The sequence below is a fragment of the Zobellia galactanivorans genome, assembly GCF_000973105.1.
Taxonomy (GTDB): domain Bacteria; phylum Bacteroidota; class Bacteroidia; order Flavobacteriales; family Flavobacteriaceae; genus Zobellia; species Zobellia galactanivorans.
The window spans coordinates 4,834,122-4,859,048 of record NC_015844.1; the positions used below are offsets into that span (position 1 = coordinate 4,834,122).

Annotated in this window: 19 protein-coding genes; 11 read left to right on the top strand and 8 right to left on the bottom strand. The window is 42.7% G+C overall.

All coding sequences use genetic code 11. The features are described 5' to 3' along the window. Positions 1-7: 7 nt before the first annotated feature. The gene (locus tag ZOBGAL_RS19400; RefSeq protein ID WP_013995443.1) at positions 8-1,003 is read right to left on the bottom strand and encodes a FecR family protein; all 996 of its coding nucleotides are present in this window, start codon (positions 1,001-1,003) and stop codon (positions 8-10) included. Positions 1,004-1,059: 56 nt separating this feature from the next. Further along, complete coding sequence (locus ZOBGAL_RS19405; RefSeq protein WP_013995444.1) at positions 1,060-1,638, bottom strand: RNA polymerase sigma factor; 579 nt, start codon at positions 1,636-1,638, stop codon at positions 1,060-1,062. A 281-nt stretch (positions 1,639-1,919) separates the two neighbouring features. Here ZOBGAL_RS19405 and ychF point away from each other — a divergent pair, with 281 nt between their 5' ends. The 3 genes from ychF (at position 1,920) to ZOBGAL_RS19420 (ending at position 6,371) form a co-directional block, all read left to right on the top strand. After that, positions 1,920-3,014 carry a redox-regulated ATPase YchF gene (gene ychF / locus ZOBGAL_RS19410; RefSeq protein WP_013995445.1) on the top strand — a complete coding sequence of 365 codons (1,095 nt, stop codon included), beginning with the start codon at positions 1,920-1,922 and terminating at the stop codon, positions 3,012-3,014. Between the two features lie 210 nt (positions 3,015-3,224). Next, positions 3,225-5,552: an ATP-dependent helicase gene (locus ZOBGAL_RS19415; protein WP_013995446.1), complete on the top strand. Its 2,328-nt coding sequence runs from the start codon at positions 3,225-3,227 to the stop codon at positions 5,550-5,552. Between the two features lie 198 nt (positions 5,553-5,750). Further along, the gene (locus ZOBGAL_RS19420; RefSeq protein WP_013995447.1) at positions 5,751-6,371 is read left to right on the top strand and encodes an L-threonylcarbamoyladenylate synthase; all 621 of its coding nucleotides are present in this window, start codon (positions 5,751-5,753) and stop codon (positions 6,369-6,371) included. Between the two features lie 24 nt (positions 6,372-6,395). Here the strand turns inward: ZOBGAL_RS19420 and ZOBGAL_RS19425 are convergent, their stop codons facing one another. Then, positions 6,396-7,202 (bottom strand): DUF1853 family protein, encoded by an 807-nt coding sequence (locus ZOBGAL_RS19425; RefSeq protein WP_013995448.1) that lies wholly within the window; start codon positions 7,200-7,202, stop codon positions 6,396-6,398. Between the two features lie 153 nt (positions 7,203-7,355). On the opposite strand from ZOBGAL_RS19425, the gene ZOBGAL_RS19430 reads away from it, so the two are divergent. From ZOBGAL_RS19430 to ZOBGAL_RS19440, 3 genes are all read left to right on the top strand, one after another. Then, positions 7,356-8,753, top strand: a complete 1,398-nt coding sequence (locus tag ZOBGAL_RS19430; RefSeq protein WP_013995449.1) for a Gfo/Idh/MocA family protein — start codon at positions 7,356-7,358, stop codon at positions 8,751-8,753. Positions 8,754-8,871: 118 nt separating this feature from the next. Next, positions 8,872-10,029 (top strand): vWA domain-containing protein, encoded by a 1,158-nt coding sequence (locus ZOBGAL_RS19435; RefSeq protein ID WP_013995450.1) that lies wholly within the window; start codon positions 8,872-8,874, stop codon positions 10,027-10,029. A gap of 70 nt (positions 10,030-10,099) precedes the next feature. Then, the gene (locus ZOBGAL_RS19440; RefSeq protein ID WP_013995451.1) at positions 10,100-11,569 is read left to right on the top strand and encodes a magnesium chelatase; all 1,470 of its coding nucleotides are present in this window, start codon (positions 10,100-10,102) and stop codon (positions 11,567-11,569) included. Between the two features lie 71 nt (positions 11,570-11,640). Here ZOBGAL_RS19440 and ZOBGAL_RS19445 read toward each other — a convergent pair whose 3' ends face one another. Beyond that, complete coding sequence (locus ZOBGAL_RS19445; RefSeq protein ID WP_013995452.1) at positions 11,641-13,005, bottom strand: Kelch repeat-containing protein; 1,365 nt, start codon at positions 13,003-13,005, stop codon at positions 11,641-11,643. Between the two features lie 418 nt (positions 13,006-13,423). Between ZOBGAL_RS19445 and ZOBGAL_RS19450 the strand changes: the two genes are divergently transcribed. The 3 genes from ZOBGAL_RS19450 to ZOBGAL_RS19460 all read left to right on the top strand — a co-directional run bounded on the left by ZOBGAL_RS19450 (position 13,424) and on the right by ZOBGAL_RS19460 (position 19,303). After that, positions 13,424-15,745, top strand: coding sequence for a chondroitinase-B domain-containing protein (locus tag ZOBGAL_RS19450; protein WP_046288091.1), 2,322 nt, complete (start codon positions 13,424-13,426; stop codon positions 15,743-15,745). Positions 15,746-15,761: 16 nt separating this feature from the next. Further along, positions 15,762-16,820 carry a polysaccharide lyase family 7 protein gene (locus ZOBGAL_RS19455; RefSeq protein WP_013995454.1) on the top strand — a complete coding sequence of 353 codons (1,059 nt, stop codon included), beginning with the start codon at positions 15,762-15,764 and terminating at the stop codon, positions 16,818-16,820. A 149-nt stretch (positions 16,821-16,969) separates the two neighbouring features. Then, positions 16,970-19,303, top strand: coding sequence for a chondroitinase-B domain-containing protein (locus tag ZOBGAL_RS19460; RefSeq protein WP_013995455.1), 2,334 nt, complete (start codon positions 16,970-16,972; stop codon positions 19,301-19,303). 63 nt (positions 19,304-19,366) lie between these two features. On the opposite strand, the gene ZOBGAL_RS19465 is transcribed toward ZOBGAL_RS19460, so the two are convergent. Then, positions 19,367-20,860 carry a sensor histidine kinase gene (locus tag ZOBGAL_RS19465; RefSeq protein ID WP_013995456.1) on the bottom strand — a complete coding sequence of 498 codons (1,494 nt, stop codon included), beginning with the start codon at positions 20,858-20,860 and terminating at the stop codon, positions 19,367-19,369. Then, the gene (locus ZOBGAL_RS19470) at positions 20,857-21,555 is read right to left on the bottom strand and encodes a response regulator transcription factor (protein ID WP_046288092.1); all 699 of its coding nucleotides are present in this window, start codon (positions 21,553-21,555) and stop codon (positions 20,857-20,859) included. The genes ZOBGAL_RS19465 and ZOBGAL_RS19470 overlap by 4 nt, the downstream gene beginning before the upstream one ends. Before the next feature lie 388 nt (positions 21,556-21,943). Between ZOBGAL_RS19470 and ZOBGAL_RS19475 the strand changes: the two genes are divergently transcribed. Further along, positions 21,944-22,834, top strand: coding sequence for an anti-sigma factor (locus ZOBGAL_RS19475; RefSeq protein ID WP_013995458.1), 891 nt, complete (start codon positions 21,944-21,946; stop codon positions 22,832-22,834). Positions 22,835-22,899: 65 nt separating this feature from the next. Here ZOBGAL_RS19475 and ZOBGAL_RS19480 read toward each other — a convergent pair whose 3' ends face one another. Further along, positions 22,900-23,382, bottom strand: coding sequence for a hypothetical protein (locus ZOBGAL_RS19480; protein WP_013995459.1), 483 nt, complete (start codon positions 23,380-23,382; stop codon positions 22,900-22,902). A 197-nt stretch (positions 23,383-23,579) separates the two neighbouring features. After that, complete coding sequence (locus ZOBGAL_RS19485) at positions 23,580-24,017, bottom strand: hypothetical protein (protein WP_046288093.1); 438 nt, start codon at positions 24,015-24,017, stop codon at positions 23,580-23,582. Positions 24,018-24,090: 73 nt separating this feature from the next. Between ZOBGAL_RS19485 and truA the strand changes: the two genes are divergently transcribed. Then, on the top strand, positions 24,091-24,888 hold the full coding sequence (gene truA, locus ZOBGAL_RS19490; protein ID WP_013995461.1) for a tRNA pseudouridine(38-40) synthase TruA: 798 nt from the start codon (positions 24,091-24,093) through the stop codon (positions 24,886-24,888). Positions 24,889-24,927: the final 39 nt, after the last annotated feature.

The window sequence follows — 24,927 nt, forward strand, 5'->3', positions numbered from 1 at the left end:
TTTTGAGTTAATTTTTAAACATTAAAAGTCTATTGTCTTTCTCGACAATTCGGGTTCCTGTCGATTTTTCTATAGCCGACAAACAGATTTTTAGATTTTGGTTGGGGATGCCTCCCGTAAGTTTTTGATGTTTTAGTTCTTCGTCAATGAATTCCGTTTTTAGGCCATAGGCCTGTTCTATATTTTTCATGACCTCATATACCGAGGTGTTGTTGAATATATAGGTTCCTTCACGCCATAAGGAATAGGAAAGTTCTTGGGTCACCCTGTCGTGGGTTATGGCCTTGTCTTCATTGGAATACGATACCAATTCGCCCGGTTTCATTTTTTGGGAGGTGCCGTTCCCCAGCAAAAGCTCAATGCAGCCTTCATCTAAAAGAACGCCGGTCTTATTGTTTCGGGTGCTTACATGGAATTGTGTTCCGAATACTTCTACCTTTAAATCTTTGGTATTCACCCAGAATTTGGCTTTGGTAGAGGGAATGGCTTTTACCTTAAAGTAAGCCTCTCCCGATAGATTTATATTTCGGGGGCTGCTTTTGTCATAACTTATTTGAGAATTACCGTTTAAGATGACAGACGTACCATCGGGCAGTTTTAAATCGATGATTTCCCCAAATAGGGTAGTGTGGGTAACCGTGGTATCGGCAGGTATAAAAATATAGGCCAAGCTTATCATGAGAACCAAGGTGGTCGCCATTGCCATATATTTTACGGTAATGAACGAAAATCTTTCCTTATTAATACTTTTTTCTTCCACTTCTACTAGGGCTAGTATATCGCTAAGGGCTTGATCTATTTTAGTTTCCGAAACCTGGGTCTTGTTGAATTTGATACCTAATATTATAGCCTTGGCATTGTACACCGTTTCTATTTTATCAGGATGTTGCCCAATCCATTTGTTCCAGAAGGCCACATCGTTTTGATTATGGTTCTTTGCCCAGTTTACGAACGATATATCGTCGATCAGTATCTCTAAGAGGGATAGTTCTTCTTTGCTCATAAACAGGGGCTTCACTAATAAAGAGGCTAATGTTTATTATTTATACCCTATTATTTTTAAGTTTTTTCAAAGACCGCCGATATTTCTCGATCTTCGATCTCATTTCTTAGTTTGGTAAAGGCCTTCTGCAAGGTGTTCAATACGCTTTGATAAGATATATCCATAACCTCCATGGTATCTTTTGTAGATAGGCCACTATAGTATTTTAAGTAGATGACTTCTCGCTGTCGTGTGGAAAGTGAGTTAAGTAAGATGGCTAGGGTAGTCGTCTTGATATGGCTCGATTCTTGTTCGATTTTCAATTCTTCGGGTGAAAATCCAAAAGACTGACCTAATTCAAATGACGTGTCATAGGAGCTAAATTGCCGTTCCTTTTTCAAACTTTTTAGAATTGCCCTTCGAAAAGAGGTAAATAAGTAAGATTTTACGTGGTCAACTTTTCTAATTTTTCCTCGATTTTTATGTAAGTAGATAAAAAAATTTTGAAGACAATCCTCAGTAATAAATTGGTCCGAAGAGATTTTTATTCCGTAACTGTAGAGTTGTGGATAATAGGTTTTGAATAATGAAGAAAAGGCGTTTTGATCTCCTTCCGTAAATAATTCCCATAAAGATTTTTCAGAAAAGGTGTTCATATTTTAGATCTGGGCTTGGTCTAAATATATGCAATGATTACTAAAATAACGTTAAATGTTTTAATTTAATTTGTCATTTTTGGTTATTTCATGATTATATGTCAACGATACACTTATTTTTTTGAAAATATTTCAACACGGACTACAGCACTTAAATCTACTTATAAGACCTAAGCAAGAGGAGAGTAGATTTATTAAAAATACCAATTCAAAAAGTTATCTTTGCACCCTATTTTAGAAGCCCTTTTTAATTTATTCAAACTTTAATTACAAATTTCAAGATGAAAGCAGGTATTGTAGGATTGCCAAACGTAGGAAAATCAACTCTGTTCAATTGTCTTTCCAACGCCAAGGCGCAAAGTGCCAATTTTCCTTTTTGTACGATAGAACCAAATATCGGGGTGGTAAACGTTCCCGATGCCCGGTTAGAGAAATTGGAATCATTGGTAGATCCAGAACGTGTTTTGCCCGCAACGGTTGAAATCGTAGATATTGCCGGTTTGGTAAAAGGGGCTAGTAAAGGGGAAGGACTGGGAAACCAGTTCTTGGGAAACATTCGTGAAACCGATGCTATACTACATGTACTCCGTTGTTTTGACAATGACAATATTGTTCATGTCGATGGTTCCGTCGATCCGATAAGGGACAAAGAGACCATTGATATGGAACTTCAATTGAAAGATCTTGAGACGGTAGATAAAAAACTGGACAAGGTAAAGCGTGCCGCCAAGACGGGTAATAAGGAAGCCCAAAAAGAAGAAGCGGTGCTCTTGAAGCTGAAAGAAGGTTTGGAAGCGGGAACTTCGGTTCGCGCCATCGATATATCGGAAGACGATAGAAACGAATTTGTAAAACCCTTGCAATTCATTACCGATAAGCCTGTAATGTATGTTTGTAATGTAGATGAAGATGCCGCCGCTACAGGAAATGACTATGTAGAAAAAGTAAAGGCCGCCGTTGCCCAAGAGAACGCAGAAGTAATCGTCTTGGCCGTTGGTACCGAAGCGGATATTACCGAACTTGAAACCTATGAAGAACGCCAAATGTTCTTAGAAGACCTTGGTTTGGAAGAACCGGGTTCGGCTAAATTGATTCGTGGCGCCTATAAATTGCTCAACCTTGAGACCTATTTTACGGCGGGGGTCAAGGAAGTTCGTGCATGGACGATTCCCGTTGGCGCTACCGCTCCTCAAGCAGCTGGGGTAATCCATACCGATTTTGAAAAAGGATTTATCCGCGCCGAGGTGATTTCTTATAAGGATTTTGTTCAATTTGGAAGTGAAGCCAAAGTTAAGGAAGCGGGTAAGATGCGCGTAGAAGGCAAGGAATATATCGTGAAGGATGGCGATATCATGCACTTCAGGTTTAACGTATAACCTGCTTTTCCCCATTTTTACAAATTTATCGTTATATGCGGCTACCGTGTTGCACGGTTGAACGCATAGAGCGGCACGCACTCCCATGCCTCGAACGGACTCCCTGATTTCGACATAAACGGAACCCTCTGTTTATAAAAGAGGTCAACTATGTTTTAAGGTAAACCTATTTATGGTTAAATTCACCGCTACAAAAAATACCCTAGTAAATTGGATAATTTTATAGATGAACTGAACGACGCCCAAAGGGCTCCCGTTCTGCATAAAGATGGCCCCTTAATGGTCATTGCCGGAGCCGGCTCGGGCAAGACAAGGGTGCTTACCTATCGTATAGCCTATTTGATGCAACAAGGTGTTGATGCTTTTAACATATTGGCATTGACCTTTACCAACAAGGCCGCACGTGAAATGAAAGAGCGTATCGCCAAGATTGCGGGTAGGGCAGAGACCAAAAACCTTTGGATGGGTACCTTTCACTCCGTTTTTGCCAAGTTATTGCGGTACGATGGCGATAAATTGGGCTTCCCGAGTAATTTCACCATATATGACACCCAAGATTCGCAAAGGCTGTTGGCTTCCATTATCAAGGAAATGGGACTCGACAAGGATATCTATAAGTACAAACAGGTGCAGAACCGTATATCCTCATACAAGAACAGCCTGATTACCGTAAAGGCCTATATGCAGAACCCTGAACTGGTAGAAGCCGATGCCATGGCCAAAAGGCCAAGAATGGGAGAAATCTACCAGAACTACGTAGAGCGTTGCTTTAAGGCCGGTGCGATGGACTTTGATGATTTGTTGTTGCGCACCAACGAGCTATTGAACCGCTTCCCCGAAGTGCTTATGAAGTACCAAGACCGGTTCCGATATATTTTGGTAGATGAGTACCAAGATACCAACCATTCCCAATATTTGATCGTAAAGGCCCTAGCCGACCGCTATCATAATATTTGTGTGGTGGGCGATGATGCACAGAGTATCTATTCTTTCCGCGGGGCGAATATCAGCAACATCCTCAACTTTCAACGCGATTATGAAAATGTGGGCATGTACCGCCTTGAACAGAACTATAGGTCTACACGAAATATCGTAAATGCGGCCAACTCCATTATCGAAAAGAACAAAGACCAGTTAGAGAAAGTGGTTTGGACCTCGAACGATGACGGCCCTCCGATCAAGGTACACCGCAGTACCACCGATGCCGAGGAAGGGCGTTTCGTAGCCGGATCCATTTGGGACCATAAGATGAACGAACAGATGGGCAATGGCGAATTTGCCGTGCTCTACCGCACCAACTCACAGTCCCGCGCCATAGAAGACGCCTTACGAAAGCGCGATATTCCATATCGTATCTATGGGGGACTATCCTTTTACCAACGGAAGGAAATCAAGGATGTTTTGGGATACTTGCGATTGGTAATCAACCCGAAAGACGAGGAGGCCCTTAAACGGGTCATCAATTTCCCGGCAAGGGGTATAGGACAGACCACCCTTGATAAACTTACGGTAGCGGCCAATCATTACAACCGTTCCATTTTTGAGGTTATTCAGAATCTCGATAAAATTGATTTAAAAATCAACGCGGGCACCAAGCGAAAGCTACAAGATTTTACCACTATGATCCGCAGTTTCCAGATCATGAACGAAACGACCGACGCCTTTACCTTGGCCGAACATGTGGCCAAAAAATCCGGACTCCTTTTAGAGTTTAAAAAAGACGGAACGCCAGAAGGTATCGGTAAAATGGAAAATATTGAAGAGTTGCTCAACGGTATAAAGGATTTTGTGGAAGGACAGAAAGAAATTGCCGATGCTACAGGAAGTATTAGTGAATTCTTGGAAGATGTGGCCTTGGCAACGGATTTGGATAACGATAAAGGCGATGATGACCGCGTGGCCCTAATGACCATTCACCTGGCCAAGGGATTGGAGTTTCCCTATGTTTATATCGTAGGTATGGAGGAAGACCTCTTCCCTTCAGGAATGAGTATGAATACCCGTAGCGAATTGGAAGAAGAGCGAAGGTTGTTCTATGTGGCCCTGACCCGGGCCGAAAAGCAAGCCTATCTTACCTATACACAAAACAGGTACCGATGGGGCAAACTGATAGATGCCGAACCCAGTCGGTTCTTAGAGGAAATCGATGAGAAATACATAGAAAACCTCACTCCGATCGATACCGGCTATCGGTACAAACCTTTATTGGACGGCGATATTTTCGGAGAGGTGGACAAAAGCAGGTTACGTCAGAACAAACCGGTGAAAGGCACCCCGCCAAGTCGAAAAAAACCGAATGAAAACCAGCTTAGAAAACTGCGGAAACTCAAACCGGACCTGGCTACGCCCGTGGGCAACACCAATTCGGTAGACCCCAATCTGGCAGAAGGCTGCCTTATCAACCATACGCGATTTGGTCGAGGAAAAGTATTGAAAATAGAAGGTGTGGGCAATGACCGAAAGGCCGAGATCCAATTTGAAAAGGGCGACGTAAAGAAATTATTGCTTCGCTTTGCCAAATTGGAAGTTATAGGTTAGGTGACGATTCATTACACTATAAACAAAGCCCCAAGAAATAGATTCATGGGGCTTTGTTGTTTTAAACCATATCATTGCTTTTCCTTAAAAGTGAATAAATAGACAGAAAAACAATCCCATAAGGCAGGGGGTGATCCATAGGGTTTGAGAGAAGAAAAAAATGTAGTAATTTAGATAAGGTCTTATAAGTGAAATGCTATGGCAGAGTTTATAAAAATATATAAGGACAATCCGAACCCAAAGGAAGTAAAAAGGGTAGTCGATGTTTTGCGCAAGGGCGGGCTGATCATTTACCCAACCGACACGGTCTATGGCCTAGGTTGCGATATTACCAATTCGCGCGCCTTGGAAAAAATTGCCCGAATCAAAGGAATTAAATTGGCCAAGGCCAACTGGTCTTTTATCTGTGCCGATTTGAGCAATCTGTCAGATTACGTTCGTCAAATCGATACGGCCACCTTTAAAATTCTCAAAAGGGCCTTACCGGGGCCCTATACCTTCATTCTTCCGGGTAACAACAATCTCCCCAAAGATTTCAAGAAGCGAAAAACCGTTGGAATCAGGGTACCTGACAACACCATAGCCAGGGCACTGGTGGAAGGACTGGGCAACCCCATAGTTTCTACTTCCATTCGTGATGATGATGATCTGTTGGAATACACCACCGACCCGGAACTCATTTTTGAAAAATGGGAGAACTTGGTCGATATCGTAATCGACGGCGGTTATGGCGATAATGTGGCGTCAACGGTTATCGACCTATCGAATGGGGAAGCCGAAGTCGTCAGGGAAGGTAAGGGAGATATAGACATATTTTAAACCTAGGCCCTTCACAGGTCTTACTTACCACCAGGCCACAAATAGTTTTTCGAATTGGCCATCCGATTTTTTCAGCCAGACCATGGGGGCACTTGTATTTTCGATACGTAGGCGCACTTCTTTTAAAATTTCGGAATGGGAAGACCAATCAACGTTGTTGTGCGGTGCAACGACCCATTCCGATTTAATGGGCAGGTAATAATGGTAGGTTTTAAAATCGGCGGTATCAAAGTCCTCCAAGCGAAGCCAATACCCATAAACACAAGCTGTATTTAAAGGTTCTATATGAATATGGGGCTTTTGAAAGGGCATGAACAATTGGGCCTTAAAACAGGCTTGATGAACAATGGCTTCATGGTCGATGCCTCTTTCCGATAAAGCCTTGATACCACTTTCCGTATGCAAAAGGGCAAACTGCCTGTCCCTTATCTTTTCCATTTTACTAAAGAACAAATCCCTACGGTTAGGGCCGACCAATCGGTGAATGGGCTCTGGTAGGCTCGGGTCTACGATATAGAATTTATAGGTCAATTCCACATGTATCAATTTTTTCGTCTCCCTATGCCGTAGTATAAAGTCAATTTCGCCAATGGTCCGGTTATGGTCTTTGATCGGCAGATTGTGCAGCAGTAGTTCGTAGGTAGTGTCATGAATCAACAAGCGGGAGAATACCTCTTCCATTTGATGGCCAAGGCGCATTTTTTTTAAAATTGGTCGTGGAGTAAATCCATGCAAATCGATATCGGGAAAAACGAATTGTTCTATTCCGAATTCCATTTCCCTCCATAAAGCAGGGGTAGCCAAAAACCCGAAGCACTGTTCTTTTATCATCTTTTACGAAGGTAGGTTCTCATAAGGGCCTTTCAAAAAAATAAAGGGCCCTTGGCACTACTTTTTGAATTGCAGTATCCTATTATCTTCAAATTACCTAAAACTTCTTTATATTGTAGACTCATTTCTACAAACAACCACAAAAAAAGACAGATGAATTCGAACAGAAGAAATTTCCTAAAAAAAACCTCATTGGTAGGGGCCGGCATCGCATTGGCACCGAATATTTCCCAAGCTAATTTTTTAGGAACGGACAGGCCTTACTCGGCCCAATACATGGGAGGCTTTGCAGCACCTAAATTAGACAAGGTGCGTTTTGCCTTTATCGGGGTAGGAGCTAGAGGATCTGGACATGTGTCTCAAATTGCGGCAATAGAAGGTACAGAGGTCGTTGCTATTTCCGACCTCTATGAAGACTTGGCCAAAAAATCCGCAAATGTCTGTAAAGAAGTCGGTAAAGGTCAGCGACATAAGAAGGTGAAATTGTATACCGATGGTGAGAACGATTGGAAAAAAATGCTGAAGGAAGAAAAACCCGATGCCGTAATCATCGCAACGCCTTGGGGATTACACGCCCCTATGGCCATCGCGGCCATGAATGCCGGCAGCCATGCTTTTGTAGAAGTACCATTGGCATTGACCTTGCAAGAAATGTGGGACATTGTTGACACTTCGGAAAAAACGAAGAAACACTGTATGATGATGGAAAATGTCAACTACGGCAGAGATGAGCTGTTGTACTTGAACATGTGTAGAAAAGGGGTAATCGGGGAATTATTGCATGGCGAGGCAGCCTATATCCATGAATTGCGTTTTCAAATGAATGAGGTAGACCGTGGTACAGGTTCTTGGAGAACACCACATTATGCCCATAGAGATGGAAATCTCTATCCAACCCATGGTTTGGGTCCCGTAGCACAGTATATGAACATTGCACGTACAGAAGATAACTTCAAGTTTATCAATTCGTTCTCATCTCCCGCAAAGGGCCGTAAACTGTATGCCGAAAAGAACTTCCCTGCAGATCATAAATGGAATAAATTAGATTACAAAGGAGGGGATATCAATACCTCTATCATTAAGAGTACTTTGGGCCGTACCATTATGGTACAGTGGGACGAAACCAGTCCACGCCCCTATACCCGTCACAATATGATTCAGGGAACCAAGGGCACTTTGGCCGGCTTTCCGACCCGAATCGCCTTGGAAGGTGGTGTTGAAGGTGCTACGGAAGACCACCATCACTGGGCAGAAGGCGAGGGCTTGGCCAAAATTTACGAGAAATACGAACATCCTTTATATAAACGGGTAGGTGAACTGGCCAGAAAGATGGGCGGTCATGGCGGAATGGACTTTATAATGTTATTCCGTATCGTTGAATGTTTAAGAAACGGGGAGCCTTTAGACCAAAACGTTTACGAAGGTTGCCTATGGAGTGCGGTTTCTCCCTTAAGCGAAGCTTCCGTGGCAGCCAATGGGGCTCCACAAGAATTTCCTGACTTTACTCGGGGCGCCTATAAAACGACAGCGCCCTTGGGAATCATAAGCTAAGCACAACCTTCCCCATAAAATAGCAAAGGAGCAAGGCTTTGTATGTGCTAATAGTCCGTAACCGTTAACATTTCCTAAAAAGGGAGGTGTTGACGGTTTTATTAAGTAATTTTATGTTATGGCTATGAACACGAGAAAAGGGTTCCGGTTTTCAACCTATGAAGCACCGGAACAAACTCCCTTTGAAAAACTTTTTGATATTTTTCAAGAGCTCATTACCCATACTTCGGGTGATTTTGACGAGGCTATAGATTGGCTGCGTGAATTGGACAAGGAGTATGAACTGACCGATGATGAATATACGATCGATGATTTCATAGAGGAGTTAAAGGCAAAAGGATACATTCAGGAGGAATTTGACGATGATCCTTCCGATGGAGAAGGGGATGAGGGCGATGAAAACGGTGGAAAGGGAAATATTTCCATTACCGCCAAAATGGAACGCCTGATCCGACAAAGGGCTTTGGACCAAATTTTCGGAAAAATTAAGCGCAGCGGCTCGGGAAATCATAAAACGGGAAAATCGGGACAAGGCGATGAGCATACCGGAGATTTCAGGGAATACCGTTATGGCGATGGCTTAGAGCATATTTCCATGACCGAAAGCTTGAAAAATGCACAAATCAACCATGGTATTGGCAGTTTTCAACTCAATGAGGAAGACCTGGTCGTAGAAGACACCCAACATAAGGCCCAGATGAGTACGGTGCTGATGATAGACATCAGCCATAGTATGATTCTATACGGGGAAGACCGTATTACACCCGCTAAAAAAGTGGCGATGGCGCTGGCAGAATTGATTACGACCCGCTATCCCAAGGATACCCTGGACATTCTGGTTTTTGGCAACGATGCCTGGCCCATACCCATTAAAGACCTTCCCTACCTAAAAGTCGGACCCTATCATACCAATACGGTAGCGGGACTCCAATTGGCCATGGATATCTTACGGCGTAAACGGAATACCAATAAGCAGATTTTTATGATCACCGATGGAAAACCCAGTTGTCTAAGGCTTCCTGACGGTACTTACTATAAAAATAGTGTCGGTTTAGATGATTACATTGTCGAGAAATGCTACAATATGGCACGGCAGGCCAGAAAACTGCATATTCCCATTACCACATTTATGATTGCCCAAGATGCCTATTTAATGCAATTTATCCGGCATTTTACCGAGGCGAACAAGGGCAAGGCCTTCTTTACGGGATTAAAAGGATTGGGGGAAATGATTTTTGAGGATTATGAAAACAACAGAAGAAAACGGCTAAAATAAAAATTAGGGATTTAGGGAAAGCTGAAGCTTCATTTTGAAACGATATTGACTAGAAAAGCGATTGCGATATATGAAATTAGATTATAAAAATATAAATACCCTAGGCCAGCTAAAAGCTGCCGGGTACCAGACCAAGAGTATCAAAGATGAGTTGCGGGACAACCTTATCGAAAAAATAAAGAAAGGAGAAGAGACCTTTACGGGAGTTTGGGGTTATGAAGATTCGGTGATTCCCGAATTGGAAAGGGCCATTCTGTCTCGTCACAACATCAATTTACTTGGGTTGCGCGGACAGGCAAAAACCCGTTTGGCCCACCTAATGGTGAATTTATTGGATGAATACATTCCCGTAGTGGAAGGTTCAGAAATCAATGACGACCCTACAAAGCCTATGTCTAGATATGCCATGGAGCTTATCAAGGAAAAAGGGGTTGATACCCCAATTTCTTGGCTGCACAGGGATGAGCGTTTTGCCGAAAAATTGGCGACACCCGATGTTACCGTGGCCGATTTGATAGGTGATGTCGACCCCATAAAGGCGGCAAACCTTAAATTATCTTATGCCGATGACAGGGTGATCCATTTTGGAATGATCCCCCGGGCCAACCGTTGTATCTTCGTAATCAACGAACTACCCGACCTTCAGGCTAGGATTCAGGTGTCTTTATTCAATATTTTAGAGGAGGGTGATATACAAATTCGTGGATTTAAACTGCGATTGCCCCTAGATATTCAATTTGTGTTTACGGCAAACCCCGAGGATTATACCAACAGGGGAAGCATTGTAACCCCTTTGAAAGATAGGATCGGCTCACAGATCTTGACCCATTATCCCGACGATATTGAAACGGCGAGAAAAATTACGGAACAAGAAGCCCGTCTAGATGAACGTCAAACAAATTCCGTCTACGTTCCCGATATTGCCAAGGACTTGTTAGAGCAAGTGATTTTTGAGGCCAGGGAGAGCGAATATGTAGATGCCAAGAGCGGGGTAAGTGCCCGTACGAGTATTACCGCTTTTGAAAACCTTTTGAGCACTGCCGAAAGAAGGGCCCTATTGACCGATGCGGAAAGTACCATGGTGCGCTTGAGCGATTTTATGGGAATCATTCCCGCTATTACCGGAAAGATCGAACTGGTCTATGAAGGGGAGCAAGAAGGTGCCGATGGCGTTGCCGAAATACTGATCGACGATGCCGTAAAACGTTTGTTTCCCAAATATTTTCCCGCCATTAACAAATTGGAAAGAAAGGATGCCCAAACGCCGTATGACGGACTTCTAAGCTGGTTCTTTCAAGGGGAAGGCTTTGAGCTTTTAGATGAGTTTACCGATGAGGAATACAAACGTAGTTTGGATGCCATTCCAGAATTGAACCAATTGATAAAGGAACATCAACCCGATTTTCCCAAGGCGGATGTATATTTCTTAAAGGAATTGATCTTATGGGGACTCGTATCACACAATAAATTGAGTAAAAACCGATTTTCGGAAGGTTACCAGTTTAAAGACCTTTACGGAAGCTATATCGATAAGCTGTAGCAGCTTACAGTCTTAAAAAACAAAAAGCCCTCTCTTAACGAAAGGGCTTTTTTTATGCGTATATGACAGGTTTATTCAATCATCCAAACATCACTGTTGTGGGCCCTTGTATTGTCTTCTTGATTAATTTTAAGACCTCCCGAAATAAGTATTTTATCATTAAATATTACCGAAGCATGCCCCATTCTGGCCCCGTAGGAGGCACTGGTCGTTAGTTTGTTCCAATGGGTTCCATTATCGGAATACCATACATCGGCGAAGGTTGTAATGTCTTGATGAAAAGTACTTTGGTTTACGATCGCCTGCCAACCTCCAATGACCCACATCCTATTACCGGTAACAAGGGAGGTATGATTGGCCCGTAATTCAAATACAGAATCCGTATCGACTTCCGTCCAATTAACACCGTCCGTAGAAGTATAGATATCATTATAAAATATAGGGGATGAATCTTCAACGGAAGTTCCGCCTATTAAATACATTTTTCCATCAAAAACTACGGTGGTATGGTCGGTACGTGGAGAGAATTGCGTGCTTTCGGCAGCTTGTACCCAATTAATTCCATTTTCGGAATACCAAACATCGTTCATTTGGTCTGAGACCTTGGTACCACCTATGACCCAAAGTTTACCATCGTAGACTACAGTAGAATGACCTTCTCGAGACCCAAATCCGGGATTGGTAGTTTCCTTGGTCCAGTCTTTTCCGTTAGTAGATGACCAAACATCACTGAATCCTCCAGCAATTACCCACAACTTGTTTTTAAAGACAACCGCTGTATGATTGCTTTTGTTAAAAAAACCAAAAGGATCTTCTGCTTCCAATTGCCATGTTTCACCATCTGTCGATGACCAGATATCATCATATGAAGTGGTATCGTCCCTGCCGCCTATCATCCATAATTTTCCATCGAACTCGGTAATACTATGGTTTCTTCTTGCTCCGAAGCCTACATTGGCAGTTAAGGCCGAATCGGCAAATGAAAATCCTTTGGTGCTAAAGCTAAAAGTCTCGCTACTCTCCGTTTCACCACCCTTGCCATCGCTAGCGATTACTTTCCAATAGTATACTTTATCTCGATCTAAACCTTCGGCTATGGTGAACTCGGTCGCTGTTAGGTTTTCCGCCAATATGGTTTCGGGAGATTCATTGGTATCCAAGAGTAGGGTATAGGTAACCTCGTCGCCATCCGAATCGGTAGCGGCGGTCCAGCTTAAAACCGGGTGTAAGTCTACATCCGATGTACCGTCTTCCAAACCTGCAAGACTGAATTCGGCGGGAGCAGTGTTTCCCGACCCTTCTTCCTCTCCATTTGGCACTTCCTCCTGAGGCTGCCCTGTGTCTTCGTCAGGCGCATCAATTTGTACATCGTCATCCGAACAGGCGTTAAAAATTACTAGGGAAAGACAGATTAAAAAGAAATCTTTAAACTTCATAGCGGGGAATTTTAAGTTAGACTTAAAGAACTATCGGTTTGGCAAAATATTTTGAAGTTTAGACCAAGTGTTATCTCTCTTGGATGAACGTCTTATTACCTTTATAAAAGCTTAAGTTGTTCCTTTCGTTCATAGGATAATGATGAAAAAAATAGGCGCGTTAAGACGGTTAAGGGCGAAACAATTTGTTTTAAATAATAAAACGACTATATTTGGTAAACCAGTTTGGTAAACCAATTAAGGCGATTCGTACGAGTTATCTTAGTCTTTGCACTTTACGGTTTCAATGTATGAGAAACCACAATGTCCGAATTAAGTCACTACGTCAACGCTTTTCGTGCCGTTCATTTGTACTCGACCTTGGTTCGGAGTCAATCGGCATAACAAAATGACAAAACAAATCCTATCAGTAAGTAACATGACAAAAGCCAGTTTATTAGTACTAAGTGTGGTTCTTTCCTTGTTTTCCTTTATCGAAAACCCAAACGATAAAGGGATTTACGTAAAGAATAGCACAGAATTGAATGAAGCCATAGATCAGGCAAATCCTGGAGACGAAATTATCATGGCCAATGGAGATTGGAACGATGTTCAAATCCGATTTTTGGGATATGGAAAGGAAGGGCAGCCCATAACCCTCAAGGCGGAAACACCTGGCAAAGTCTTTATTGGCGGAAAATCGGACCTAAAATTAGGCGGGGAATACCTTGTTGTCAACGGTTTGTACTTCATCAATGGTGCATCGCCTTCTAACGCGGTCATTGAATTTGCCATTAACGAAGATACAGTGGCCAATCACTCCCGAATTACCAATTCCGTCATCTTAGATTTCAATAAGGCCCAAAGAAACGAGACCGACCTTTGGGTATTGTTCAAGGGAAGGCATAACCAGTTGGATCATTGCTACATCGCCGGAAAGTCCAATAGAGGCCCCACGGTCAGAATTGATTTGGCCGGAAACCAGAACATAAAGAATTACCACAAAATCAACAACAACTATTTTGGCCCAAGACCCCCAAAAGGCGGGCCTAGTGCCGAAACCATACAACTAGGGAACAGTTATACTTCCATGACCCCGAGCCACACCTTGGTAGCGCATAATTTCTTCGATAGGTGCAATGGAGAGGTGGAAGTCATTTCAAGCAAATCAAATTTTAATGAGTTCAGGAACAATGTCTTTTATAAAAGCGAGGGCTCATTGGTAACAAGACACGGCAATTACTGTATCATAGACGGTAACTATTTTATAGGAGATACAAATTCCGAACAGATCGGCGGCGTTAGGTTGATCGGAACAGGTCATTGGGTTACCAACAATTATTTCTATAACCTAAAAGGAAAAACCTTTAGGAGTCCACTTGCCGTTATGAACGGTATTCCAAAATCACCCCTCAATAGATATATACAGGTTACGGATGTGGTAGTGGTCCACAACACATGGGTCAATTGCACCTCGCCTTTGCAGTTCGGGGTCGGTTCCAATGTGGATCAAAAAGACATTCTTCCCGCCTCGGAAATCAGGTCGGAGCGCCCGATTCGAACGATAGTGGCAAATAACCTTATCTATAGTGACAAGGGAGATAAACAGCCTGTGGTTGCCCACGATTCCTTAGATGGAATACGCTTTAGAAACAACCTCATAAATAATCAAGGACTTTCATTCCGAAAGCTTCCAGGGGTGGAAACCAAAGATTTTTCCCTTTCCGAATTAGAAGAAAATGTCCTGATTCCTGCAAATGACCTGTCGGGTTCAGCGCTATACAAAGGTTTTGAATTTGATCAGATTACGACCGACCTTTTTGGGAACTCCAGGGCGGAACAAAACGCGGTCGGTGCCATTGTTAAAGCCCCGACCCAAAAGCCGAATCTTATAGACATCTCCCAATACGGTCCGGATTGGTTTCCTTTAAATTCCGATAAAAAGGATGTAGTCAAAACCTATTCCGTACGTTCAACCTCCCAATTGATCAGTGCGGTGCAAAAAGCAAAACAGGGGGATACCATACGTTTGACTGCTAGCAAATACAAGCTTAAAACCCCGTTGAAAATCGATAAACACTTGACCCTACAGTCGGCCGATATCCATAAGAAGGCTATCATTCATTACAACGGTGCCGCAAAGACCCCGGCATTTGAAATGAACCCCAAAGGACAACTGACCCTAAAAGGGCTTATCCTTAAAGGAGAAAAAGCCCAATATGCATTTGCCAGTTTGAAAAACAATATGTCCAGTCTCTATAACTTAACGGTCGTAGATTCTGAAATATCGGGTTTTGACTATGTGCTCAAGGCCTACAAATATTCCTTCTCCGAATACATTCAACTGAAATCTACCGTAATTACCGATTGTGCCAATGGTCTGGAGCTGTCGGAAGAGACCGACGACAAAGGCGAATACAATGCCGAAAACATATATATTGACAATTGCCGTTTTAAAGGCGTTGGCAAAAACGTAATCGATTATTACCGAGGGGGCTACGACGAATCGACCGTGGGAGGCAATCTGGTCGTGACCAACAGCAGCTTCACTCAGTGCGGGGCAAAGGAAGAAAGCGAAATTTTACTCAACACCTATGGTATTATAAACGTAAACCTTTCCGGAAACAAATTCCGAGACAACCAAGTGAAGTATGTGGCCCGCCTTTGGGGAGCAAAGAACAATATGCATTCCGACAATGAAATAACAAATTCAGGGGAGCTGATTGTTGAAGAAAACCTCCCACTCAAATTGATGTATTAAACCATACAACCTAAAAATGAAAAAAACAGTATTAGCTACAGTTACCGTATTCGTCCTTTTCGCCTGTAAAGACAAACCTAAGGCCACTACGGACAGTGCATCGGAATCGGCCGTTGCAATGAAAAACACCACTAAATACCCAAGTGAGCTTATCCCTCAAATGGATGAATGGAAAATTCTCTTAGGCGATGGCACCCATAAAGAAGACCTTGTGAATTATGCGAAGGATGACTTTTTTTATGTTGAACATGAAAATGAAACAGATTGGGTAGTATTCAAAACACCGAACTCGGGCATTACCTCAAGGACCTCAAGTAATACCAGAACGGAATTAGGGCAGAAAAAACACTGGATTCCCGAAACAGGAGGGAAGTTGAATGCAACCTTAAAGGTTCAACACGTCTCCACTTCGGGCGATGCTAGGGTTGCCGCGTCATACTCTGTCGTGGTCGGCCAAATTCACAGCGATGAAGGACACGAAAACGAACCGATAAAAATCTTTTACAAAAAATTTCCAGGCCATACAAAAGGCTCCGTTTTTTGGAATTACGAGATTAACACCAAGGGTGATAATTCAAAGCGATGGGATTACTCCACGGCAGTTTGGGGATACGATATGTCGGTCGTTGGCCCAACGGCTACCTCATACCCCGAAGAACCGGAAGACGGTATAGCCTTGGGGGAGGAGTTTAGTTATGAAATCAACGTTTATGAAGGTATCATGTACCTCACTTTTTCTAGTGAAGGCCACAAGACCATTAAATTCACCAAAAACCTATTAAAATCCAATTTTACCAAGAAGTCCGATATTCCTCAACAGATAAAGACGCTGTATGCTTCAATAGGTCGTGACGGTATCGAACGTGAAAATGCCTATGCCGGGGAAATACAATACTTTAAGCTAGGAGCCTACAACCAAACCAACGGAAAATCCCCAGAGGATAATCTGGTATGGAGTACAGGGGCCGACGTTTACGATGGTGACATTGCCAAGCAATATGCAAATGGAAGCTATGCCGAGGTATGGTTCAAAGAAGCGACGCTTGGAAGTGGAAGCGCCCCAGAAGCCCAGTGATACTGCGGAAAGTAACCCCCCTTCTATTGGGGTGATATGATTTAAGGGACCCGTTTTATATATTAAACACCGATTTTGTGTTAAATATTTGTCGGTTCTGTAATAATATGTATTTTTGGTAAACCAAACTGGTTAACCAATTTAGAACTATGAGACACTTACACAATTTTTTTTCCTTTATTTTTCTTCTCGGTACCTTCTCGTTTGTAACGGCCCAACAAAAAAATACGGTCAAGAACGTAGCCGAGTTTAATGAAGCGCTCCGAACGGTACAACCGGGCGATAGTATTGTTCTTGCCAATGGTATATGGAAAGACTCCGAACTTCTGTTTGAAGCAGAAGGGACGGCAGAAAAGCCCATTACCCTTACGGTAGAAGAAAAAGGAAAGGTGACCTTGGAAGGCGAATCGAACCTAAGGATGGCCGGGAATCATTTGATTGTAAAAGGTCTGATCTTTAAAAATGGCCATACACCGACCAATGCAGTGATTTCCTTTAGGAAGGACCGGGAGAAAATGGCCAATCATAGCCGCTTGACCGAATGTGTTATTGACAACTTCAACAACCCCGAGCGTCAGGTACAGGATTACTGGATAACCATCTATGGTAAAAACAACCGTATTGACCACAACCATATCGTAGGGAAAAAGAATTTGGGAGTCACCATGATCGTCGGCCTCGACACAGAAGGTAGCAGGGCGAACAACCATAAAATAGACCACAATTATTTCGGGCCACGCCCCACTTATGGAAATAATGGTGGCGAAACCTTACGAATTGGGACGAGCCATCATGCCATGGAAAATTCCAACACCTTGGTAGAATCCAATTACTTTGACCGATGCAATGGCGAACATGAGATCATCTCGAACAAGTCTTGCCAGAACACTTTTAAATACAATACCTTCTTTGAGTGTACGGGAACCTTAACCATGCGTCATGGTAATGAAACCTTGGTTGACGGCAATGTCTTTATTGGTAACGGTAAGCCGAGTACAGGAGGGGTTAGGGTAATTAACGAAAGCCAGACGGTCATTAACAATTACCATATAGGATTAACCGGATATCGTTTTCGAGGGGCTTTCGTTATGATGAACGGCGTACCCAATTCCCCGCCAAACCGCTACGTTCCGGTAATCGACTCAAAAGTAAACAACAACACTTTTGTAAATTGTGAAAATATCCTTTTTGGCGCGGGTAGCGATGAAGAAAGGAGTCAAGCTCCCCAAACTTCCGAATTTTCAAGGAATATCATTTATAACGATACCAAGAAAGATATCTTCACCATTAACGATGATATTAGCGGAATTAGCTTTAAAAACAATATCCTCGGGAAGAATTCTGAAACCACTATTGAAAAAGGCTTTGTAAACGCCGACATTCAATTGGTAAAAAACGGGCAGGGCTTCTTGATTCCTACCTCAAAAAAAATAAAGCATAAGGTAACCATAAGTCCGAATATCGCCACCAAGGAAAATACAGGGGTAACTTGGTATTCCAAGGAAGATAAAACCGTTGCATTGAATTCTGGTAAAACGATCAAGGTAAAAGCGGGGATCAACACTTTATATGATGAAGTAAAGAAGTCCGAAGCAGGTGATATCATGCTTTTGGAAGAAGGCGGCACCTATTTGTTGACCAAGGCCGTGAAAATAAACCATCCCCTTTCCTTTAAAACGGAGGGTAAAGAAAAGGCTAAGATCTTCTTTGAAAGAATGATGGCCTTTGAGATCCAAGATGGAGGAAGCCTGTCTTTGGAGAACATAAGCTTTGACGGGGCGAAATCCCCGGATTACGCAGGTAATTCCGTTATAAGCACCAGTAAAAACTCGATGATAGAAAACTATAAGTTGTTTATTGATAAATGTGAGTTTAAAGATATGGTCGTCAACCATTCTTTTGATGTGTTAAGGGTTTCAAAGGGCACTTTTGCCGATACCATCAGTATCAAAAATTCGACCTTCAGAAAAATTACGGGAAGCATTACTGCACTAGACACCGAAACCGATGACATAGGGGCCTATAATGTAGAGTACTTCATCATGAAGAACAATATCATTAGCGAACTACAAGGCGCGGCATTGCGGTTGTATAGAGGCGGTAAGGACGAAAGTACCTTCGGGCCTTTTCTAGAAGTCGACCACAATGTATTCGATAAGGTCGGGTTCGGCAAGAAAAATAAATACAAGTCGGCCATCTCCCTTTACGGTGTGCAGGAAATCGATATCAAAAACAATATTTTTAGGGACAGTAAGGCGATTCAAATGCACTTGGTAGTTGGTGAACCTATTGTAAAAGTCCGGAATAACGCCTTGAGCAATTCCGAGAAACTCGTGGTAACGGGAGACCAGGAATACTTCGTAGAAAACCAATGGGACCTAGACCCTAAATTCTCCGATGAATCATCATATACCTTAAGTGCAGATTCTCCCTTAAAGGGAAAAGCTACCGATGGGGGCGATTTGGGCGTAATTTCCCAATAAAGATCAATCCGAGACAAGATCATACTAAAAAAGGCCTAAGTTCTATAAGCTCTAGGCCTTTTTCTATATTTGGTAGGCCGGTAGGTTGAAGATAAATGAACTCCCTTCCTTGGGTTTGCTTAAAACGGTAATGGTAGTATCATGTAGGTCCATTATCTTTTTGACTATGGCCAGACCTAGTCCGACGCCGTGTTTTTTGGCACTTTTATCCACCTGCTTATAGCGGTCGAATATAAAGGGTTGCTCGTTCACGGGTATGCCTGTTCCGGTATCGGTAATGTTTATCTCTACGTTTTTTCCTTTTTTCTGTAAGGATAAGGTCACCTTACCATTGGCTTGGGTATATTTTAGGGCATTCTCTATTAGGTTCTGCAAGGCCCTTTCCACAAGGCTTACATCGGCAAAGACCATACAGTTCTCTTGGGGATTATCCAATTGAAGTTCTATTTGCTTTTGTTCGGCAAGCACCCTGAATTTGGCGATCAGGTCGTGGGAGAGTTCGGTTATGGAAAAGGGTTCTTTTACAGGGGTAACCTGTTCCGCTTCCAGTTTTGAATATTCAAAGAGTTGGTTTACCAAATTCGAAAGCTTATCCACATTATCATGTGTAATCTGTAGATACTCTTTTTTTTGTTCTTCAGAAAGGGTGTCGTTCTTTATCTGTAAGGTCTCTATATATCCTTTTAGAATGGCCAAGGGCGTTCTAAGGTCATGCGATACATTGGCAATGAGTTCCCTGCGCAAGTGGTCTACCGATTTCATTTTATCCATATTGCCAACAATACTATCGGCCATTTCATTGAACGATTTAGCGAACACCTCAATATCCGAATCTTGGGGATCGGCAATTCGCGCTTCAAGGTCGCCATCGTGAAATTTGCGTACGGTCTGTGTAATCAACCTTAGGTTCTTGGTCAAAAACCAAATGGCCATAAGGCCGATGACCAACGAAAAGAGCATGGTAAGAAAGGTAGCCCCGATACCCAGTTTGGCAAAGTACTGCCCCATAAGGTTATCGCTAATTTCTTGAAATTTCTTTCCGGCCAGCACGATATACATATATCCGTTACGACCGTCGACGGAGTAGGGGGCCGCCGAAAAAATCTTTTGTTCCCCGGGGTTTCTAGGATCATCGCCCAAAACAAAACGTTCCCCTTTATTTTTGATGAACGATTGAATAGGGGCCAAGGAAACCGTTTTTATGGAACTTTTGTCCCCATGGTCTAAAACGACAGAATACAGAACATCGCCGCTTTCATTCAACAAATAGACCTCGATACTTTGGTTAACGGCCATCATATCGTGCATCAGGTCACCGAATAAGGGCTTGTTTACGCTGCCGTCTTCAAGAAAGGGGGAGGCATCCTTAAATTTTTCCGCAATTACATGATGGGCCACGTCGGCATTAAGGCGTTGTGTGGTTTCTTGGCTGTATTTATTGGCAAAATAGCCCGTGATAAAAATATAGGAAGACCCCATCAACAAAACAAGGAGTACAAAGGCCAACCAAAGTTTTTTGATCAGCTTGGGCGTCAAGGTTTTTTCGTTTTGACTCATAAGGTGATATCTTCATTAAACTTATAGCCCACGCCCCAAGTCGTTAATATATACACCGGATTGGCCATATCCGATTCTATCTTGGCCCGTAATCGGTTGATATGTGAGTTTACCGTATGTTCGTATCCTTCAAAATTATAGCCCCAAATCATATTCAATAATTGGGTTCGGGTGTAGTTACGCCCCGGATTAGAGGCCATTAAGACCAATAGTTCAAATTCTTTGGGAGAAAGTTCCACCTTGGTATCGTTCAAAAGCACCTTTCTTTTGTCTATATCTATGGAAAGTCCTTCACAAGAAATGGTAGCCGTATTGTCGGTTTGGGCCTCTTGGACATCCGTGCGGCGCATTACCGCCTTGATACGGGCCAATAGTTCCCGTATACTAAAGGGTTTGGTAATGTAGTCGTCGGCCCCGATCTCTAAGCCTAGAACACGGTCAATTTCTTCCGACTTCGCCGTAAGCATTATAATGGGCGTGTTCTTTTCGGCCCGTAAACTCTTGCAAATTTCAACTCCATCCATACTGGGAAGGGTCAAATCCAAAAGTATAAGGTCATAGTTGTTTTCCAAGGCCATTTTCAGTCCTTCCGCACCATCCATGGCCTTCGATATCTTATAAATAAGGTCCGTAAGGTGGATTTCCAAAAGCTTGATGATTTCTGGATCATCTTCTATTATCAATATTTCTTTCATCATACAGCTTACGAATGAAATCAAAAAGTATCACATAATCATCACAACCCCATTTAAAACAGATAAACGGTAAGGCTAGGGCTACTAGCTACACGTATTGCATTTTAAACTGATAATCAACAGGTTGTTAAACAATGTTCATTTAACGGGCCATACCTTTTGGGGAGAAAGTACAGGGGATTTCATTCTATATTTCACTTTGGTCGTAATGCTATACCGTTCCTTTACAAACTTTTATGGGATAAGTCGCTTTATGCAGGCTTAGGGCCCTAAACACTAGGTAATAAACATTGGTGGGACTTAGCGGTTATTGAAAGTTTATCTTTCTGTGATACTCTTGTTATACTCCTCCCTTTATTTTGCCTCATAATCTAAAAACTAAAAAAAAATGAAAAATTGTAAAATTAAAACAGGACTCTTCATTGCGCTCTTCGGGCTATTGGTAGTTTCGTGTAGTGATGACGATGATGATACGGTGATGTTACCAGAGGCGTCATCCTTAAACCTGAATTTGACCGGATTGGAGAATTTGGGAGATGACTATCTATATGAAGGTTGGGTCATTGTAAACGGTGCCCCTGTTTCAACAGGAACGTTTTCGGTCGATGACTCGGGAAAGCTTTCCGCTACCGAATTTGAAATGGAAGCTGAAATATTGAACAGCGCTACAAGCTTTGTATTATCCATAGAACCGAATCCGGATCCATCGACAGCCCCTGCCGACACTAAAATCTTCGTAGGTGATTTTAACGGGGATACCGCGAATTTGGGCACAGGTACCGTAGCTCCGTCCTTTGATGATATCGAAGGAAAATTTATTATAGCGGCACCAACGGGTACAGGGGCCGATGAAGAAAAATACAGTGGAATCTGGTTTTTGGACAACAGCTCGGGAAGCGCAGTAGCCGGACTAAAATTGCCACAGCTTGAAGCAGGCTGGAAGTACGAAGGATGGGTAGTCATCGACGGTGTTCCGGTCACTACGGGAACCTTTACGGCAACGGATGCGGCCGATGAGCAAGCCCCGTTCAGTGGAAGCAACCCCGGTCCGAACTTTCCAGGTGAAGACCTTTTGGTCAATGCCCCGTCACCCTTGGTTTTTCCGACCGATGTAAGAGGTAAGGTCGCCGTAATCAGCATCGAACCTTTTCCAGACAATAGTACCGCCCCGTTTACCTTGAAGCCTTTGGTAGGCATGGTGGCCGCTGATGCCATGGGAGTCCAAGAAATCGCCACGAATGTAGATGGTAGCTTTCCTTCAGGAAGCGTTACCAGATAGGGGAAGCCTTATAAAAAAAGAAACCCCGCTTTTCAACGGGGTTTTATTGTTTTAAAGAAATGAGATCATTCCCAAGAATCGATATGTTGGTTCATATCATCAAATTTATAATCCCCGACCAGGTCTTTTCTATATTTAATGGCTAGCAAGGTAAGCCCCAAAAGAGCCACGTGTAGCAAGAAAATAAGGATCCCTAAAGGAAAGAAACTGGCAGGAATAATATGGTTCTGAAATTCGGAATAGCTTGTTAAGATAAACAAAGACTCAAAAGTCTTAAAGACGTATACGGCAAAAACTACGTAAAGAATGTATTCAATATTGCGCATTTGCGGGTCTGTCAGCTCATCTTCCTTGATTTTAAACCAAAGCACATATAAAAATGTCAAATGGGTCAAGCTCAATAGGGGGAAAATGTAGTTGTTAGGTTTTAACAAATAAAAGGAATTGGTATAAAGCCCATAAAAACTAAAAATAATAAGAAGTGCAATCACCGCGATCGACACGTTTATTGTCTTTTTCCAAGGCAATATTTTTAAAATAAACTTCATAAAAAGTTGTTTTCCAGGGGTGAGGGATTGATTTAGCTGACTAAAAAACGTCCTTTTTGTCAGTTTATTTAAAATAATCGTTGAACTACAGTATACCTTGTTGAGCTATTTGTGAAAGCCCAAATTACCTGCTCTAGGGTATCAAACCCGAACTGAAAAAGCATTGTATTCCACTCAACTGATTCAGTCCGACAATATTAGGTGATCCAAGCTTTGGAAGAACTAAATTTCGCAAAAAATAGTAAAGCAATACTTATGATAATCACCATAAGGGCTAGAATCAAGGCGCCTTCACCCATTACTTGAAGGGTATCGCTCAAGAAAAATTGATATATGTTCTGCACAAGCACTCCTATCAAAGAAACCAAAAAGGCGGTACGGGCCCATTTCTTTCTAAAAAGCAGCGCAATACAGCCGAGGGTTCCGGCCCAAACGGCAAAGGCATAGGCAGCCGTTACCCAACCCGGCCTCGATTCGTACAACAATCTTTGTTCTTGGGTAAATTGGCTTAGTTGTTCAACACTCATAAAGGCATCGGCCACGTATGAGGCCGCACCTATCAGATTCCACAATAAGGCGACAACGCTTACAATCCAAAACCACACGGGTGGTTTTATTCTACTTTGGGAAGTCATATCGGTTGGGTTTAGAAGCTTATTCACTACAAAATACAAAAAAAATAGTAGCTTGGCCCTAAAGAGAAAATTCATGCAAAAACAACGTTATTGCTATTTGCTACGTGTTCAATACCTTGGTTTTCGCTATAGTGGGTGGCAAAAACAACCCAAACAGAAAACCATAGAGGGAATGCTGGCCAAAACCCTAAAGTTTGTTTTGGCCGACCGCTCTTTTAAGATTTTGGGTGCAGGCCGTACCGACGCAAAGGTGTCTGCCGTGAATATGGCCTTTGAACTATTCGTAGATGATATGGGCCTTGGGAACCTCAATGAATTCCTTAGCTTTTTTAACGAGAACTTACCGCCCGATATCCGGGCCTTGAGCATTAAGGAGGTGGATAAGGCGTTTAACATCATACAAGACGCAAAACAAAAGGAATACATTTATCTCTTTTCCCACGGTGAAAAAAACCATCCCTTCTGTGCGCCCTTTTTGGCCAATATATTACAGCCCTTGGATATTGATGTGATGATCAAGGCGGCCAAGCTTTTTGAGGGAAGTCACGATTTTAAGACCTATACCGCCCGCCTTCAAGAGGGCACTACCACATTTCGCACCATTATCTCTTGCGAACTCAAACCGAACGAAGTCTTAAAGGCCAATTTTTTTCCTAGGGAAAGCTATGCCTTACACGTAAAAGGGGAAGGCTTTATGCGCTATCAAATACGGATGATCATGGGGGCCTTGATCCAACTGGGAAAGGGGGAGCTGTCTATGGCCGACATTCAAGATTCCTTACGACCCGAAACTACCATGAAGCTTACTTATGTGGCCCCAGGCTCAGGTTTGCTACTTCATGAGCTACATTTTACCGATCAGAAAATCTAGTTGGCCACTTCTTACTATATTTATAAAAATTACGCTGTT

What these genes read in the sequence shown, in the direction of transcription:
- ZOBGAL_RS19425 (WP_013995448.1), bottom strand. Translation starts at nt 7,202, where the DNA reads ATGATAAAAGAACAGTGCTTCGGGTTTTTGGCTACCCCTGCTTTATGG.
- ZOBGAL_RS19465 (WP_013995456.1), bottom strand. Translation starts at nt 20,860, where the DNA reads ATGAGTCAAAACGAAAAAACCTTGACGCCCAAGCTGATCAAAAAACTT.
- ZOBGAL_RS19405 (WP_013995444.1), bottom strand. Translation starts at nt 1,638, where the DNA reads ATGAACACCTTTTCTGAAAAATCTTTATGGGAATTATTTACGGAAGGA.
- ZOBGAL_RS19475 (WP_013995458.1), top strand. Translation starts at nt 21,944, where the DNA reads ATGAAAAATTGTAAAATTAAAACAGGACTCTTCATTGCGCTCTTCGGG.
- truA (WP_013995461.1), top strand. Translation starts at nt 24,091, where the DNA reads ATGCAAAAACAACGTTATTGCTATTTGCTACGTGTTCAATACCTTGGT.
- ZOBGAL_RS19460 (WP_013995455.1), top strand. Translation starts at nt 16,970, where the DNA reads ATGAGACACTTACACAATTTTTTTTCCTTTATTTTTCTTCTCGGTACC.
- ZOBGAL_RS19430 (WP_013995449.1), top strand. Translation starts at nt 7,356, where the DNA reads ATGAATTCGAACAGAAGAAATTTCCTAAAAAAAACCTCATTGGTAGGG.
- ZOBGAL_RS19485 (WP_046288093.1), bottom strand. Translation starts at nt 24,017, where the DNA reads ATGACTTCCCAAAGTAGAATAAAACCACCCGTGTGGTTTTGGATTGTA.
- ZOBGAL_RS19455 (WP_013995454.1), top strand. Translation starts at nt 15,762, where the DNA reads ATGAAAAAAACAGTATTAGCTACAGTTACCGTATTCGTCCTTTTCGCC.
- ZOBGAL_RS19435 (WP_013995450.1), top strand. Translation starts at nt 8,872, where the DNA reads ATGGCTATGAACACGAGAAAAGGGTTCCGGTTTTCAACCTATGAAGCA.
- ZOBGAL_RS19450 (WP_046288091.1), top strand. Translation starts at nt 13,424, where the DNA reads ATGACAAAAGCCAGTTTATTAGTACTAAGTGTGGTTCTTTCCTTGTTT.
- ZOBGAL_RS19445 (WP_013995452.1), bottom strand. Translation starts at nt 13,005, where the DNA reads ATGAAGTTTAAAGATTTCTTTTTAATCTGTCTTTCCCTAGTAATTTTT.
- ZOBGAL_RS19470 (WP_046288092.1), bottom strand. Translation starts at nt 21,555, where the DNA reads ATGAAAGAAATATTGATAATAGAAGATGATCCAGAAATCATCAAGCTT.
- ZOBGAL_RS19400 (WP_013995443.1), bottom strand. Translation starts at nt 1,003, where the DNA reads ATGAGCAAAGAAGAACTATCCCTCTTAGAGATACTGATCGACGATATA.
- ychF (WP_013995445.1), top strand. Translation starts at nt 1,920, where the DNA reads ATGAAAGCAGGTATTGTAGGATTGCCAAACGTAGGAAAATCAACTCTG.
- ZOBGAL_RS19480 (WP_013995459.1), bottom strand. Translation starts at nt 23,382, where the DNA reads ATGAAGTTTATTTTAAAAATATTGCCTTGGAAAAAGACAATAAACGTG.
- ZOBGAL_RS19420 (WP_013995447.1), top strand. Translation starts at nt 5,751, where the DNA reads ATGGCAGAGTTTATAAAAATATATAAGGACAATCCGAACCCAAAGGAA.
- ZOBGAL_RS19440 (WP_013995451.1), top strand. Translation starts at nt 10,100, where the DNA reads ATGAAATTAGATTATAAAAATATAAATACCCTAGGCCAGCTAAAAGCT.